The organism is Pseudomonas sp. JQ36 (genome assembly GCF_053851495.1).
Genome location: NZ_CM132642.1, coordinates 4,769,441 through 4,784,444 on the forward strand (window position 1 = coordinate 4,769,441; position 15,004 = coordinate 4,784,444).

The 15,004-nt window shown below is 61.3% G+C and carries 13 protein-coding genes; 7 read left to right on the plus strand and 6 right to left on the minus strand.

The window, feature by feature from the left end; translation table 11 throughout:
* Window positions 1–35: 35 nt before the first annotated feature.
* Genes folE2 through ACS4NR_RS21575 form a run of 6 tightly spaced genes read left to right on the plus strand, consistent with a single transcriptional unit; the run spans window position 36 to window position 5,242 of the window.
* A complete protein-coding gene (folE2, locus tag ACS4NR_RS21550) occupies window positions 36–932 on the plus strand; it encodes a GTP cyclohydrolase FolE2 (RefSeq protein ID WP_456020404.1) in 897 nt (298 codons plus the stop codon).
* Window positions 929–1,597, plus strand: a complete 669-nt coding sequence (locus ACS4NR_RS21555) for a metal ABC transporter ATP-binding protein (protein WP_456018285.1) — start codon at window positions 929–931, stop codon at window positions 1,595–1,597. The genes folE2 and ACS4NR_RS21555 overlap by 4 nt, the downstream gene beginning before the upstream one ends.
* Window positions 1,597–2,463 (plus strand): metal ABC transporter permease, encoded by an 867-nt coding sequence (locus tag ACS4NR_RS21560; RefSeq protein ID WP_456018286.1) that lies wholly within the window; start codon window positions 1,597–1,599, stop codon window positions 2,461–2,463. Before ACS4NR_RS21555 ends, ACS4NR_RS21560 begins: the two co-directional genes overlap by 1 nt.
* Window positions 2,464–2,474: 11 nt before the next feature.
* The gene (locus ACS4NR_RS21565) at window positions 2,475–3,350 is read left to right on the plus strand and encodes a metal ABC transporter substrate-binding protein (protein WP_456018287.1); all 876 of its coding nucleotides are present in this window, start codon (window positions 2,475–2,477) and stop codon (window positions 3,348–3,350) included.
* The gene (locus ACS4NR_RS21570) at window positions 3,347–3,907 is read left to right on the plus strand and encodes a gamma carbonic anhydrase family protein (RefSeq protein WP_115986409.1); all 561 of its coding nucleotides are present in this window, start codon (window positions 3,347–3,349) and stop codon (window positions 3,905–3,907) included. The genes ACS4NR_RS21565 and ACS4NR_RS21570 overlap by 4 nt, the downstream gene beginning before the upstream one ends.
* 3 nt (window positions 3,908–3,910) lie before the next feature.
* The gene (locus tag ACS4NR_RS21575; RefSeq protein ID WP_456018288.1) at window positions 3,911–5,242 is read left to right on the plus strand and encodes a dihydroorotase; all 1,332 of its coding nucleotides are present in this window, start codon (window positions 3,911–3,913) and stop codon (window positions 5,240–5,242) included.
* Window positions 5,243–5,323: 81 nt separating this feature from the next.
* On the opposite strand, the gene ACS4NR_RS21580 is transcribed toward ACS4NR_RS21575, so the two are convergent.
* Entirely contained in the window at window positions 5,324–5,842 is a 519-nt protein-coding gene (locus tag ACS4NR_RS21580; RefSeq protein ID WP_456018289.1) for a DUF3617 domain-containing protein, read from the minus strand.
* Between the two features lie 131 nt (window positions 5,843–5,973).
* On the opposite strand from ACS4NR_RS21580, the gene cls reads away from it, so the two are divergent.
* Window positions 5,974–7,413 (plus strand): cardiolipin synthase, encoded by a 1,440-nt coding sequence (gene cls, locus ACS4NR_RS21585; RefSeq protein WP_115986411.1) that lies wholly within the window; start codon window positions 5,974–5,976, stop codon window positions 7,411–7,413.
* Window positions 7,414–7,451: 38 nt separating this feature from the next.
* Here the strand turns inward: cls and cfaB are convergent, their stop codons facing one another.
* The 5 genes from cfaB to hflK (ACS4NR_RS21610) all read right to left on the minus strand — a co-directional run bounded on the left by cfaB (window position 7,452) and on the right by hflK (ACS4NR_RS21610) (window position 14,810).
* Entirely contained in the window at window positions 7,452–8,639 is a 1,188-nt protein-coding gene (gene cfaB, locus ACS4NR_RS21590) for a C17 cyclopropane fatty acid synthase CfaB (protein WP_456018290.1), read from the minus strand.
* 210 nt (window positions 8,640–8,849) lie between these two features.
* Window positions 8,850–10,757, minus strand: coding sequence for a heavy metal translocating P-type ATPase (locus tag ACS4NR_RS21595; protein WP_456018291.1), 1,908 nt, complete (start codon window positions 10,755–10,757; stop codon window positions 8,850–8,852).
* Window positions 10,754–11,815: a protease modulator HflK gene (gene hflK, locus ACS4NR_RS21600; RefSeq protein ID WP_456018293.1), complete on the minus strand. Its 1,062-nt coding sequence runs from the start codon at window positions 11,813–11,815 to the stop codon at window positions 10,754–10,756. The genes ACS4NR_RS21595 and hflK (ACS4NR_RS21600) overlap by 4 nt, the downstream gene beginning before the upstream one ends.
* Window positions 11,812–12,852 (minus strand): protease modulator HflC, encoded by a 1,041-nt coding sequence (gene hflC / locus ACS4NR_RS21605; protein ID WP_456018294.1) that lies wholly within the window; start codon window positions 12,850–12,852, stop codon window positions 11,812–11,814. The genes hflK (ACS4NR_RS21600) and hflC overlap by 4 nt, the downstream gene beginning before the upstream one ends.
* Window positions 12,849–14,810, minus strand: coding sequence for a protease modulator HflK (gene hflK, locus ACS4NR_RS21610; protein ID WP_456018295.1), 1,962 nt, complete (start codon window positions 14,808–14,810; stop codon window positions 12,849–12,851). The genes hflC and hflK (ACS4NR_RS21610) overlap by 4 nt, the downstream gene beginning before the upstream one ends.
* Between the last annotated feature and the right edge of the window lie 194 nt (window positions 14,811–15,004).

Consider the following 15,004-nt stretch of genomic DNA (forward strand, 5'->3'; position numbering starts at 1 on the left):
TAACATTCAATTTAATCAACACGATGGTCCCGAACATGAATTCGCTGACACTTCCGGATATCGCCACGCAAGCCGCTCGACAAGCACTGCCGCTCGAGTGGGTGGGAATGCGCGGCATTGCGTTACCCGTTTTACTGGAGGGCCAACGCCTGAATGCGAAGGCTGATGCGGGCGTCAGCCTCGACGATGGCGAGGCGCGCGGCATCCACATGTCACGTCTGTATTTGGCACTGGCAGCACTGGAACGGCACAACCTCTCACCTGCCAGATTGCGCGAAGTACTCGAGGACTTTCTGGCCAGCCATGACGGCTTATCCAACAGCGCCTACCTGAATATTCACTGCGAAGTGTTGCTGAAAAGGCCCGCGTTAGTCAGCCCTCTGGCTGGTTGGAAGAGCTACCCAGTGAGCATTTCTGCGAGCCTGAAAAACAAAGTGTTCCACGTGGAACTGAAAATAGAAGTGCCCTACTCCTCAACTTGCCCTTGCTCAGCAGCGTTGGCGCGGCAGTTGATTCAACAGCAATTCATCGATGATTTCGCCAACAAGCCACTGCAACATGCCGAAGTTTTGGCCTGGCTAGGATCAAGCCAAGGCATTATCGCCACCCCGCACAGCCAACGCAGCACCGCGCAATTGCATATGCATCTCGACGGATTCATCGATGAGCTACCGCTGAGCGTAATCATCAATGACGCCGAAGCGGCGCTCGGCACCGCCGTACAAACCGCTGTGAAACGCGCCGACGAACAAGCCTTCGCTCTGGCCAATGGACAGAACCTGATGTTCTGCGAAGACGCTGCGCGACGACTTAATCTGGCCCTGCGTCGCTCCCCCGGGGTCAGTGGCTTCCACCTGCGAGTGATCCACGCCGAAAGCCTGCACGCCCACGACGCTGTCGCTGAAAGCCACTGGCACCGAGAACTCACATGATCCGTTGCCACACCCTGAGTTGGGGCGCACCCGGCCAACCACTGACTTCGCCACTGACCCTCTCGCTGGAAAACGGCAGCCTCAGCGCCATCATCGGCGCCAACGGCTGCGGTAAAAGCAGCCTGCTGAAAGTCATCGCCGGATTGCAGAAACCGTTATCGGGAAAACTCGCACTGGGTGTTCCACGTCAGGGCGGCCTGGCATTCCTGCCGCAACAGCAACACCTTGACCGCCAGTTCCCCATCAACCTTGAAGAACTGGTGGCCGCTGGTTTCTGGGGTCGTCGATTGTCGACCCAACTGCGCGCAAAACGGCTGGCCAACGCACTGGAAAACTGGCACTTGAGCGGACTGGAAAAACGTTCGCTGATGGCCCTTTCCGGTGGCGAATTGCAACGCGCGCTGCTCGCCCGCTTGAGTCTGACCGACGCCCCATTGCTGCTGCTCGATGAACCCCACGCCGCACTCGATGAACTGGGCCAGCAGTTACTCTGGCAACACATCCATGCCTGGCACTCCGAAGGACGAACACTACTGATGGTCTGCCATGACCTCACCGCCGTCCGCCAACACATCCCGCAGACACTGCTGATCAAAAACCGCGAATGCGTGTTCGGCCTCAGTGCCGAACTGATCCAGCAAACACCCAATATGCAGGTGGCCTGATGCTCACCGTCGCCCACCTCTGGCACCCGTTCAGCGAGTTCGTGTTCATGCGCCGAGCGCTGCTCGGCGGATTGGTATTGGCCTGTAGCACAGCGCCGCTCGGGGTGTTTCTGATCCTGCGGCGCATGAGCCTCATCGGTGACGCCGTCGCCCACGGCATCCTCCCCGGGGCGGCGCTGGGCTTCTGGTTCGCCGGTCTGAGTCTGCCTGCGCTGACCCTCGGTGGTCTGGGTGCCGGCCTGAGCATGGCCGGAATAGCCGCCTGGATTACCCGTCGCACCGGTCTGCGCGAAGACGCCAGTCTCGCAGCGATCTACCCGATCTCACTCGCCAGTGGCGTGCTGATTCTTGGCATCGCCGGCAAGCGACTCGACTTGCTGCACTTATTGTTCGGCTCGGCGCTCGCCGTCGACGGCCCGACCCTCAACGGCATGTTATGGGTCTCGGCCTTCAGCATGATTGCCATGGCGCTCATCTACAAACCGCTGCTGCTCGACACCCTCGACCCGTTATTCCTGCAAACCGTCAGCCGCCTCGGCCCTCTCGCTCACGGCGTGTTCCTGACCTTGGTGGTGCTCAATCTGGTGATCGGTTTCCAGGCCATCGGCGCCTTGATGGTGGTTGGTCTGATGATGCTGCCCGCCGCCGCTTCACGGTTCTGGAGTCGTCGTCTGCCGAGCCTGATTGCCATCTCGGCGCTGATCGGCTGCCTCTCGGTGTGGTGCGGATTGCTGATCTCGTTCTACTACTCGCTGCCCAGTGGTCCGGCGATCGTGCTGGTCGCGGGGATCGGTTATCTGCTGTCCGTGGTGTTCGGACCGGTACACGGTTTGCTACGCCGCCCGCCTTTGCTCACATCCCAATGAGGTGTTTCCCGATGCGCGCTCTACTCGTGTTGTTCAGCCTGATGCTGTCGATGTCGTTGTCGGCGGCGGAAAAATTACCGGTGGTCACCAGCTTCAGCATCCTCGCCGACATGGTTCACCAGGTGGGTGGCGAGCATGTACAGATCACCAACATGGTGGGCCCGGGCGCCGACGCGCACACCTATGAACCGACACCGGACGACGCGAAAGCGCTGCTCAAAGCCAAACTGATCATCAAGAACGGCCTCGGTTTCGAGCCTTGGCTCGATCGCCTGGTGACCAGCACCGAGACCAAATCCCCCGTCATCAGCGCCAGTCATGGCGTGATACCACGCTCGCTGGAGGAAGACGGCGAGACCACTCCCGACCCGCACGCCTGGCACAACCTGGCAAACACCGAGCTGTACATCGCCAACATCACCAAGGCGCTGATCGCCGCCGATCCGGCGAACAAGGCCGATTACCAACGCAACAGCCAGACCTACCTGAAACAGATCTACACCCTGCTCGCCGAAGCCAAGGCCAAGCTCGGCTCGCTGCCACCGGGCAATCGCAAGATCGTCACCAGCCACGATGCTTTCGGTTATCTCGGCCAGGCCTACGGCATCGACTTCATGGCACCGCAAGGTCTGTCCACCGAGCGTGAACCTTCGGCTGCCGAAGTCGCCGCACTGATTACTCAGATCCGTCAGGCCAAGGTCAAAGCGGTGTTCATGGAAAACATCAAGGACGCACGCCTGCTCAAGCAGATCGCCGAGGAAAGCGGCGCACACATCGGCGGCACCCTGTACTCCGATGCCCTCGCCGCCAGTGGCCCGGCCAGCACCTTTACCGGACTGTTCGCATACAACCTCAACACCCTTTATGACGCACTGAGCCAGCCATGATCCGCAAAAATCCTTCCGGCGATCTGCCGCACATTGCCGAGTCGGCCTACGTCGATAAAACCGCGATCATCTGTGGCAAGGTGGTCATTGGCGAGAACGTCTTCGTCGGCCCCTACGCGGTGATACGCGCCGATGAGGTAGACGCTTCGGGCACGATGGAGCCGATCACCATCGGCGCCAATTCGAACATCCAAGACGGCGTGGTAATCCACTCCAAATCCGGCGCGGCGGTAACCATCGGTGAGTTCACCTCGATCGCTCACCGCTCGATCGTGCATGGCCCGTGCGTGGTCGGCGACCGGGTGTTCATCGGCTTCAACAGCGTGCTGTTCAATTGCGTGGTCGGTGATGGCTGCGTGGTGCGGCACAACTCGGTGGTCGATGGCCGCGATTTGCCGGACGCGTTCTACGTGCCCTCCACCACCCGTATCGGCCCCCACACCGACCTTTCGCAGTTCCCGCCAGTGAGTGTCAGCGCCTCGGAATTTTCCGAAGACGTGGCCCGCACCAACGTCGATCTGGTGCGCGGCTACAAAGCCTTGCAGAACGAGTTCTGAACCATGAGCAGCGTGCTGATTCGCAACGCCAGACTGGTCAACGAAGGTCGCGAGTTCGACGGTGATCTGCTGGTCAGCCATGGCCGCATCGTCAAGATCGCGCGCAGCATCGACGGTGAAAATGCCCGCGTGGAGATCGACGCCAATGGCCAATGGTTGTTGCCGGGGATGATTGATGATCAGGTGCATTTTCGCGAACCGGGAGCGCCGGCCAAGGGCTGCATCCACACCGAGTCGCGTGCGGCGGTGGCAGGCGGCATCACCAGTTTCATGGACATGCCCAACACCCAGCCGGCCACCCTCACCCTCGAAGCGCTGGCGGATAAAAAGCGTCGGGCGGCGATTAACTCCGTGGCCAACTACGGCTTTCACTTTGGCGTGAGCCAGGACAACCTCGACACCGTCGCCGCGCTCAACCCCTGCGAAGTGGCCGGGGTCAAAGTGTTCATGGGTGCGTCCACCGGCAACATGTTGGTAGACGATCCGAGAACGCTCGAGCGTTTATTTGCCGAGGTGCCGACGATACTGCTGGCGCATTGCGAACACACGCCGAGCATCGAGGCCAATGCAGCACGCCTGCGCGAACGCCTCGGCGAACACTTGCCGGCGAATATCCATGCACTGATTCGCGATGCCGAGGCTTGCTACCGCTCCTCTTCGCTGGCAGTGGAACTGGCGAAACGTCACGGTACCCGCCTGCATGTCTTGCACCTGACCACCGCTCGCGAACTCGAGTTGTTCGAGGACAAGCCGCTCGCCCAGAAACACATCAGCGCTGAAGTCTGCCTGCATCATCTGCTGTTTGATGACCGCGACTATCCAGCCCTCGGCAACCTGATCAAGTGCAATCCGGCGATCAAGACCCAAACCGACCGTGACGCCTTGCGCGCAGCGTTACTGAGCAATCGACTGGATGTGATCGGCAGCGATCACGCACCGCATACCTGGGCGGAAAAACAGCGCCCGTACGCCGAGGCGCCGTCCGGTTTGCCGCTGGTGCAACACGCCTTGCCGGCACTGCTGGAGCTGGTCGCCGATGGCGTGCTGCCGATCACCACCTTGGTGGCAAAGACCAGCCATCGGGTGGCGGATCTGTTTGCGATTCCGGATCGGGGTTATTTGCGCGAGGGGTATTGGGCGGATCTGGTGCTGGTTGAGCCAGCGGCGTTAGAAGTGTCGCGGCAACCGATTCTGTCGCAGTGCAGATGGACGCCTTTTGCTGACAGGACTTTTCGCTATCGGGTGAATACCACGTTGGTGTCGGGGCAGATTGCCTGGCGGGAACAGCGTATCAACGAAGGATGTCAGGGGCTGGCGCTGCGATTCATGCGGTGACAACCAAGACGCCTTCGCGAGCAAGCCCGCTCCCACAGGAATCACCTTGTGCCTGTGGGAGCGGGCTTGCTCGCGAAGCTTTTAAGCTCTTGGCTTCACGGTACCGCAATCCTGACCCAACCACACCGCACGGGTTTCCAGACTGCCCTTCTGGTTGATGCCGATGGCGTTGAACGTGCCGTTGGCCACAGTGGTGAACTCACGATCACTCAGGAACGTCGCGACACCCGTGCCTTGCGCTTTCGGGCAACTGAAGCGGAATTTCCACTGGTTGCCGGTGCGCTCGGTGATCTGCTGTTTGCAGCCCGACTGCGGATCGGCCAGCGGAATATCATTGGTCGCCACCTGCTGCGGCGTCAGGCAGGCACGAATGCCTTTACCGCCGATGTTGATCCCGTTTTTCTCCAGCGCCGCACGCTGCTGCGGGGTCATCTGACCTTGCAACTGGCCGAGGATCGATTGCACATCCATGGGCTGGTCATCGACCTTGACGTTGCTCGAGGTCATTTCCCACAGCCCCGGCTGCAGCATTTGCGCCTGCGCAACCACCGGCATTGCCAAACCCAGGCCCAGCGCCAAACCCAGCAGAGGAACGTTCATCGAAAAACTCCTGATCAGTAGTGGCCGTTAGACGTCGGCCGATTGCTTCGGTTCATGCACCAATTAAATAGCGACATTCACCTCGGAACATGGTCTGTTACGCATTGAGTCTTCAGGAGCAAGGCTGCCCCATGGATTATTTTGGACCGCACATTTTCGGTTATCTGATCGCCCTGATACATAGCCTCGGCTTGATCGCCGCGATCCACGCGGTGCTGACCGTACGCACCGCCCAAGGCTCGATCGCCTGGGCATTGTCGCTTATTTTCATTCCCTACCTGACGCTCATCCCTTATCTGGTTTTCGGTCGCAGCACCTTCGACGGCTATATCAAGGCGCGCCGTCAGGCCAACGAACAGATGCGCCAGGCGATCTCCGAGTTGAACTGGCGCCCGTGGGTCGAAGAAGCCCTCACCGCCCGCGCCTCGAAGGCCTACGCCTCGCTGCGCGCCATGCCCAAACTGGGGCGGATGCCGTGCCTGGCGAACAACCAGGTGCAACTGCTGGTGAATGGCCACGCGACCTTCGAGGCGATTTTCCAGGCTATTGATCAAGCGCGCGAAGCTGTACTGGTGCAGTTTTTCATCATCCATGACGACCGCCTCGGTCAGCGCCTGCGCGACCTGTTGCTGAAGAAAGCCGCCGAAGGCGTGGCGATTCATCTGCTCTACGACCGCATCGGCAGCCACGCCCTGCCCCACAGTTACGTGCAGGCGTTGCGCGATGGCGGTGTCGAGGTCAAAGCCTTCGCCACACGCAGTGGCTGGCTCAATCGCTTCCAGGTGAATTTCCGCAACCACCGCAAAATCGTCGTGGTCGATGGCGTGCTCGGCTTTGTCGGCGGGCACAACGTCGGTGATGAATACCTGGGCGAGAAACCGCCGCTGGCGCCCTGGCGCGATACCCACGTGCAGGTGCGCGGGCCGGTAGTGGCCTGCATGCAGGAGTCGTTTGCCGAGGATTGGTTCTGGGCCGCACGGACGTTGCCGCCACTGATCCTGCCGGATGTTTACCCGGAGGACGGCGTGCTCTGCCAGTTGCTGGCGAGCGGCCCGGCCGATGCCTACGAAACCTGTTCGCTGTTCTTTGTCGAAGCGATCCATGCCGCAACCGAGCGGGTGTGGATCACCAGCCCGTACTTCATTCCCGATGAAGCCGTGTTCGCCGCGTTGCGCCTGGCGGTGCTGCGCGGCGTCGACGTACGCCTGCTGCTGCCATCGCGTCCGGATCACCGCATCGTCTACGCCGCGTCCAGCCTGTATGCGTTTGAAGCGGTGCGTGCCGGCGTGCGGGTGTTCCGCTACGAACCGGGGTTCCTGCACCAGAAAGTGGTGCTGATCGACAGCGAAATCAGCGCCATCGGTAGCGCCAATCTGGACAACCGCTCGTTTCGGCTGAATTTCGAAGTGATGCTGCTGACCGTTGATAGCGAATTCGCCGCGCACGTGGAACACATGCTCAACGATGATTTCGAGCAGGCTTATGAAGTCGCCAAAGAAGAAAGCCGGGAGATCCACCGCCTGCAACAGCTCGGCATGCGGATCGCCCGGCTTATTTCGCCGATTCTTTGACTGACCGCTCGCTCGAATGAGCGAACGGTCGTCAGGCCTCAGGGGTGATAAATGTCGTCGCGGGTCCAGGGCAGTTCATGGCTGCCATCCGGATGCGCTTTCACCGCCAGAATCTGATGCAGATTGATCCAGCCCCGGGCGAACGCATAGGCACACCCGGCCAGATACAGGCGCCAGATGCGCAGCGCCTGATCCGGCACCAGTTTTCCGGCCGCTTCGAGATTGTCCTCAAGACGCTCGCTCCAGTGATCCAGCGTGCGCGCGTAATGCAGGCGCAGGCTTTCGACGTCGACGATCTCCAGCCCGGCTTCGCTGATCTCGGCTGAGATCATCGCCAAGTGCGGCAGCTCACCGTTGGGGAACACGTATTTCTCGATGAAGTCGCCGGCACCGCGGCCTACCGGACGGCCGTCGGTGTGTTTGGCGGTGATGCCGTGGTTCATCACCAGACCGCCCTCCTTCACCGCGCCGAACAAAACCTTGCAGTACTCGGCGAGGTTAGCGTGGCCAACGTGTTCGAACATGCCGACGCTGACTACCTTGTCGAAACGCCCGTCCTGCGGCAGATCGCGGTAGTCGAGCAATTGCAGCTCAACCTGATCTTCCAGCCCCTCGGCCTTGACCCGCTCGCGGGCCAGTTCCAGCTGTTCTTTACTCAGGGTGATGCCGAACACTTTGGCGCCGAATTCACGCGCCGCGTAACGCGCCAGACCACCCCAGCCACAACCGACATCCAGCAGATAATCACCGGGCTGCAAACGTAGTTTGCGACACAGATGGCGGAACTTGGCTTGCTGCGCCTGTTCCAGGGTTTCGCTGCCGGTTTCGAAATACGCGCAGGAATACGCCATGTCGCTGTCCAGCCACAGCTGGTAGAACGCGTTGGACAGGTCGTAGTGATAGGAAATGGCTTTGGCGTCGGTTTCCTTGTCGTGCACCGAACGCACCGGCTGAGCGTCCTCATCGTCATCGAGCAAGGCGCTGCTCAATTCGTCGCAGACCCGGATGACCTCGCTGATCGAGCCCTCCAGTTCCAGCCTGCCTTCGACAAACGCCGCCCCCAGCGCGTCGAGACTTGGATGGGTGAACTGGCTGACCATTGTCGGGTCCTTGACCACGATGGTGACGCTGGGCGTCGGCCCCAGATTGAACTCATGGCCATCCCAGAGTCGCAAGCGAAGCGGAAGCTGCAGATTCTGTAAGGCCGGTGGAAGTTGCGCGAGCATGGAAAATCCCCCCTTGTTTCAGACGTCAGATCTGAGGGTAGACCATCCTTGAAAAATAGCAGGCTATCGATTTAATTAGCCGAGACTATCGTTCCAGACGCTCCATCATGCCGTCATGCACCCACTGTTTAAGCCCGGGTAACGGCAATGAAGTGTGCGCCCTCTATATAGATGACTGCCTATTCGGCGCACAGTTCGCTGAACCACACTTCAGCGATCATCCTTGAGCTTGAGCAATGGCTCCTGAAACCGCAGCAGCCGTCCGGCATTGCCCAACACCAGCAGCGTGCTGAGGTTGTGCAGCAGCGCGGCGATCATCGCCCCGGCCGCGCCGAGCCAGCCGAATGCCGCAAACACCACGATCGCCAGGGTCCAGCCCAGGCCGATGATCACGTTGACCTGCAAGGTTCGACGGCACTGGCGACTGAGTCGCACACAGGTGCCGAGGCGACGCAGATCGCTGCCGATCAGCACGATGTCCGCCGAGGCCAGCGCGATGTCAGCACCGCCGGCGCCCATCGCGACACCGACCACACCAGCCTTGAGCGCCAGCGAATCATTGATGCCGTCGCCCACCACCATCGGCCGGAAGCCGTTGTCGATTTCCTTGAGCACGCGGTTGAGTTTGTCCTCGGGCAGCGCCTGCGCTTGCAGCTCTTGCAGGCCGACCTCACGGGCAAGGGTCTGCGCGACACTCTGGCGGTCACCGGTCAGCAGCAATTGGCGACCCAGGCCGAGTTCGCGCAATTCAGCGAGGGCAAAGCGTGCTTCCGGTTTGACGCTATCGGCCAGCAGCAACCAGGCGACAAATTCGCCGTTTAGTGCCAATCCGGCAATCGGCCCGTCGTGCTCGGGAACGGTGGTGGTGACAATGCCCAGTTGCGCGAACAGTTCAGGACGGCCCAGTGCCGCCTCGCCCTGTCCGGTCATGGCGACCACCCCGAGCCCCTGACGCTCGTGGATATCAGTCAGCGGCAGGCTCTGCTCCTGATTGACCAACCCCGCCAACGCCCGGCTGACCGGGTGACTGCTGGCCGCACCGAGACTGGCCGCCAATGCCATCACCGAAGCCTGATCCAGACGCGGGCTGCTGATCGATTGCAAACGCAAGGTGCCGTAAGTCAGGGTGCCGGTCTTGTCGACCACCAGTGAAGTGAGATCTGCCAACTCCTCAAGAAACGCCGAGCTGCGAATCAGAATGCCGTGGCGCGCCGCCACCGCCACTCCGGCAATCGCCGTGGCCGGTGCCGACAGCACCAAGGCGCACGGACAGGCCGCAACCAGCACCGCGAGCATCGCTTGCGCGTCATTGGTGACAAACCACGTCACCGCCGCCAACAGCAACACCAGCACCATGTAGCTGCCGGCATAGCGTTCAAGCAGACGGGTGATCGGCGGCTTCGAGCGTTCGGCGTTCTGCATCAGCGCGATGACTTTGCCCAGCGTCGATTGATCACCGGTGCGGGTCACCTCAATACGCAGCAAACCGTCGAGGTTGATCGCGCCACCAAACACCGTCATGCCCACCGCCGTTTCCACTGGCACCGACTCGCCGGTGATCGACGCGGTGTCGAGGCTGGCCTGACCGAACAACACCCGGCCATCCGCCGGCACCCGATCGCCTGCGCGAACCTCTACAGTGTCACCGGGTTTCAGCGTGCCGTTATCGACTTCGATGATCGAGCCGTCCGCCTGAATCTTGCGGGCGTGACTGCGAGTCAATTGGCCGAGAGCGTGAATCGCTTCCTGCGAGCCGATCACACTGCGCTCTTCCAGCACGTGGCCGAAGATCATGATGATCGGCAGCAACGCAGCGGTCAGCAGATCGCCGGTCGCCCATGCGCCGAGCATCGCCAGGGCAATCAGTTGATCAGTAATGCCGTGCAGACTCGGATAACGCAGGCTGAACCACGCCGAACGCATCACCGGCACCGCCACCAATAAAGAAGCGAAACCCAGCAGCAACTGACTGACCCCGGTTTGCTCCGGCACCAGCCAGCGCCAGATCAGACCTAGGCCGAGCAAGCCAAGGGCAAGCATCGCCAGGGTCAATTGCCGTGCGGCGCGGCGCTGTTCGGCCGAGGACAACAGGCTCGGTGCAGCAGTGGTCGCAGTCATTTACTAGCTCCCTGAATGATCAGGCGGGAATCGTCTTTCGGATCGACCGTGGTCACTGAACCAGCCTGACCAAGAATCTTCGGCATGCGTTCGCGGTACAGCCGCAGGAGCATCTGTGGATCGGTACCCTGTTGTTGCGCCTTGGCCAGGCTCATTACCGTGGCGGTGTCGGCAGAGGCTTTAGCCAGCCGTTCGCCGGCCTGAGCATGGGCCACTTGCAGGGTACGGTCGGCTTGCTCATTCGCGGTCTGGGTGAGTTTTTCCGCTTCGGTGCGTGCATTGGCGACGGCTTTGTCGGACTGCTGACTGGCGGTCAACACCGCATTAAAGGCACTGACCGCCGGATCCGGCAGACTCGACTGCACGTCGACCCGCGCCACTTCGATGCCGATGCCCTGCCCGCTCGTCTTCAATTCAGCCAAGCGCTTGTTAATGCCTTGCACCAGATCACCGCGCAGACGCTCGCGTCGTTCGGCTGCCTGATTATCGGCACCGATCAACTCCGGGCGGGCAACCAGAATCGTGTCCAGATCCCGGGCGGCGGTCAGGGCCACGGCGCTGCGGGTGACCAGCCGATCCAGTGCTGGCAGCACATGATCACCCTGCAGCACGAAGTCATAGGGATCGCTGACTTTGTAGAACACCCGCACATCCAGTTGCACTACGCCGGCGTCGCCGGTGAGCAAATAGCCGGAACCGGCCAGCGCATCACTCAGCGGTGTGGCGAAGGTCGCCACACGATCAGCCTTGATCGCCTCACTGCTGCGCAGCAGGTTTTCCACTCGGCGCTCGATGACCCGATCAGCTGCCGGTAGCAAAACCACCTGCTCGAACGGCTGCGGCCAGGCCAGTAATAGACCGGCGTTCTGGATGCGCTGCAGTGCGCCGAAGTGCAACACCACCGCGCGATTCTGTGGATCAATCTGCCGCACATTGGAAAACGCCCACGCCAACGCAGCCAAAACCGTCACTGCGTACAAGGCGAAAAAAGCCAAGCGTCCGGCCTGAATCCACGGACTGCTCAACGAATGTGTTCCACGTGGAACTTCATCACTCATGGCTGCGATCCGGATTTGTTTTCAACCGTCGGCGGGCCGTCCACCAGCACCCGGAATGGCGCGGCGTCGGTGCGCAGGATCAGCTTGGTGTCCGGCGTCACGATGGTGCCAAGGGTATCCAGTGAGCGCAGCAGGTTGTACAGCTGCGGTGAGCCAGCGTACGCACGACCATAGATTTGTGCGGCTTCGACCCGCGATTGTGCTTCGATTTCTGCGGCCTTCACCGTGGCATCGGCCTGGACAATTCGCGCATCGCGCTCGGCCGCAGAACGGATCTGCGCGGCTTCTCGCTTGCCGATGGCGGTGCGTTCGGTGGCAATTGTTTCACGCTCGGCGCGCATCCGGTCGACCGTGGCCGTGAGCGTCACCGACGGCAAGGTCAGCCGTTCGATCCCCATTTGCACCACGCGCACGCCGTAGGTGGCCAGCAACTGCTGGTCGATCTGCTGACGCAATTGCGCTTCGAAATCGGCGATACGCACTTTGCTGGCATCAGTATTCACCAGATCCGCCAGGTCGAAACTGCTGGCGGTGGTTTCCAGCGCCGAGCCGACAAAGGTGCGAATCTGTCGCGCCGCTTCGTCCGGCTGGTTCTGCACCGCGCGCATGAAACGCTGCACATTGTCCGGGTCACCCTGCACCTGCCACGCCACATAAGCCTGAACGATGATGCGCAAACCGTCGCGGGTGCCGACATCCTGCAATCCGCTGGAGGTGGTACGCAGGCGCAGATCCACCGGGATCGCCGCTTCGAACGGCGCCGGCCAGCGCCAGCTCAAACCCGGCTCAAGCAACACTCGAGACGGATTACCGAAACGGGTGATGACCGTGGCCTCGCCCGAACGCACCTGGACCAGGCTTGCCGCCGCGATGGCAAACCCCACCAGCAACAGCGCCCAACCCATGCGCCGCCACGGGAACGGCCCCGCCTCCTCCGGCGCACCGTGGTGGTGATGCCCATGATGATGGTGATGCCCGGCGTGGCCGTGATCGTGACCGCTGTGGTCATGCGAATCGTGAGTGTGCGATTGGCTCAAGGGGCAACTCCTGGTTGAGCGGTGGCGCGCGCGGGCGTCGGATCAGCCGGCAGCGTGAATGTACGCAGATCGATGGTCGGCGCATTGCTGCTGCCGCCTAAACGGTGGTCGAGTACCAACAATTTGGCCTTGCTCAGGCCGAGGCTGAGCTGACTCAGATATTGCTCGAGCACGAACGCCTGGCCGGCGTTGGCATAGGCTTTCTGCTCAGCGCTGAACTTCAGATCTGCCGCCTGCGCCGTCGCATTGATTTCACGAGCGCTGGCACGCGCCTGATCGCGGGCGAGACTGGCCTGCAATTGCGCCTGATTACTGGCTTCTGCCGCAGCGCCGCGCTCACGGGAGATCAACGCCTGCGCGCCGATCTGCGCGGCTTGCACGCCGTGATAAGCATTGGCGGCGCCGGCGGGTGGATGAATTGCTTCGACCACGGTGGCCAGAATCTCCACACCGCTGTCGAGTTTCTGTAGATCACCTTGCACCGCACGACCGATTTCTTCGCCCAGCCCTACCCGGTCAGCACCGAGCAAACCGTCGAGGGTGCGCGAGGCAAAATCGTGCACCAGAATCCGGCTCGCGGTACTGCGGATCAGCGTCGGCACATCGGCATTGTTGTAGGTTGCCGCCAAGGCGTCCTGATCCCGCAGGCCGATGCGATAGACGAAGCGCACGTCCATGTTAACGATCTGAAAGCTCTGCTGATCGCCACGGCTGCTGGCGATCACTTGGGATTTGTCGTTGACGTGGCTGGCATCCCACAAGCGGTTGGCGGTCATCGGCGCCGGGCCTTCGGCAGGCTCAGCCTGGGTTGGCGCGGGAGCATCGCCGACACTGGTTGCCAACTCGTGCACCACGCCATTCTCGACGCTCAATACACGGCCCAATGGCCACGGCAAACCGGCATGCAGTCCGGGGCCGAACACTTGCACCGGTTTGCCGAAGCGCTCGTAGATACCGCGCCCTTGCAGCGGGATTTCGTGGACTCCGGTCAGCAGCCAACCGACCGCAGCAACCAGCGCCAGCACCGGCAGAAAGGCCCGGCGCATATAGCTGAACGCCCAGATCTGGCGCAGATCGATGCCGAAACGGTTGTGCAATTCGTGCTGCAAGGCGAGCAACGGCTGCGGTGGCCAACGCAGCATATCGGCAACAAAACTGCGCGCCAGCAGGGTCGGTTCGAGCTGCTCGAGTCGAGGGCTGAACACCGACAGAACTGCGCGCAATAGCAACTCGATCGCAACCAATCCCGGCAAGATCCCGATCAACACCGTAAGCCTTACTGGCCACACCGAAGCCTCGCTGGCGAACAGCAGGCACAACGCGCCCAGCACCAGACTGATGATCGCCACCCGCGCCAGTTGCGCGAGGGATCCGGCTTCCGGCCATTGCGCCGGGTTTTCCTGAGCCAGTTGCCGCTCCAGCACCAGCAAGCCGAAACCCAGCAGCAACATCAGCGCCGCGCCCACCGTGGCCGACAACCCGACGGCAGCGGCCGGCAACGTCAGGTTCCACACCTGCCCGATGCTGAGCACCACCAGCACTGACCAGCCGCCCAGCCACAACGTGGCCGCACCAATCTGACCGAGCAGGTGCAAACCGCGCTGACTCAAACGCTCGAGCAACCGTTCGTACCAGCCATCAGGTGCGGCTTGCTCGACCTCGTTCAGCGGTTCCTGCGCCATTGGGTACATGACCCGTGCGCGCCATTGCGTCACCCACCACGCCGACTGCAAACCGGCGACCAGCACCAGTAACGCCGCGCCCAGATTCACCAGCAGTGCCGGCCATATCGATTGCGCGGCAAACAGCTCGACAAACAGCGCCAGCACCCACCCTGCCCCGGCCAATCCGCCGAGGCCGATGGCCAGACGACGCAAGCGCCGTCCCTGTGTGGCCGCTTGTTGAAAGCGCGGCAACCCGGTCACTTGCGTGCCATCGACATCCAGATCGACTTGCATATCACCTCAAAGCCATTGATTCACCGGTCTAATCGTTACGATATAACGAAAAACGTGAAATATTTGTACACAAATACGCTTATCTAAAGATGCGCAACCTGTCGCTTGCCTGAAGCCTTGACCGAAATGTCCGGAAACGCACATATTACGCTCGTAATTTTATCGACCGACTACTTTTAGCGATCCGCATCCCC

Bases quoted from the DNA above. Each gene is read 5' to 3' on its own strand.
- hflK (WP_456018295.1), bottom strand. From the start codon at position 14,810: ATGCAAGTCGATCTGGATGTCGATGGCACGCAAGTGACCGGGTTGCCG.
- cfaB (WP_456018290.1), bottom strand. From the start codon at position 8,639: ATGCTCGCGCAACTTCCACCGGCCTTACAGAATCTGCAGCTTCCGCTT.
- cls (WP_115986411.1), top strand. From the start codon at position 5,974: ATGGATTATTTTGGACCGCACATTTTCGGTTATCTGATCGCCCTGATA.
- ACS4NR_RS21570 (WP_115986409.1), top strand. From the start codon at position 3,347: ATGATCCGCAAAAATCCTTCCGGCGATCTGCCGCACATTGCCGAGTCG.
- ACS4NR_RS21560 (WP_456018286.1), top strand. From the start codon at position 1,597: ATGCTCACCGTCGCCCACCTCTGGCACCCGTTCAGCGAGTTCGTGTTC.
- ACS4NR_RS21565 (WP_456018287.1), top strand. From the start codon at position 2,475: ATGCGCGCTCTACTCGTGTTGTTCAGCCTGATGCTGTCGATGTCGTTG.
- hflK (WP_456018293.1), bottom strand. From the start codon at position 11,815: ATGAGTGATGAAGTTCCACGTGGAACACATTCGTTGAGCAGTCCGTGG.
- ACS4NR_RS21555 (WP_456018285.1), top strand. From the start codon at position 929: ATGATCCGTTGCCACACCCTGAGTTGGGGCGCACCCGGCCAACCACTG.
- ACS4NR_RS21575 (WP_456018288.1), top strand. From the start codon at position 3,911: ATGAGCAGCGTGCTGATTCGCAACGCCAGACTGGTCAACGAAGGTCGC.
- ACS4NR_RS21595 (WP_456018291.1), bottom strand. From the start codon at position 10,757: ATGACTGCGACCACTGCTGCACCGAGCCTGTTGTCCTCGGCCGAACAG.
- ACS4NR_RS21580 (WP_456018289.1), bottom strand. From the start codon at position 5,842: ATGAACGTTCCTCTGCTGGGTTTGGCGCTGGGCCTGGGTTTGGCAATG.
- folE2 (WP_456020404.1), top strand. From the start codon at position 36: ATGAATTCGCTGACACTTCCGGATATCGCCACGCAAGCCGCTCGACAA.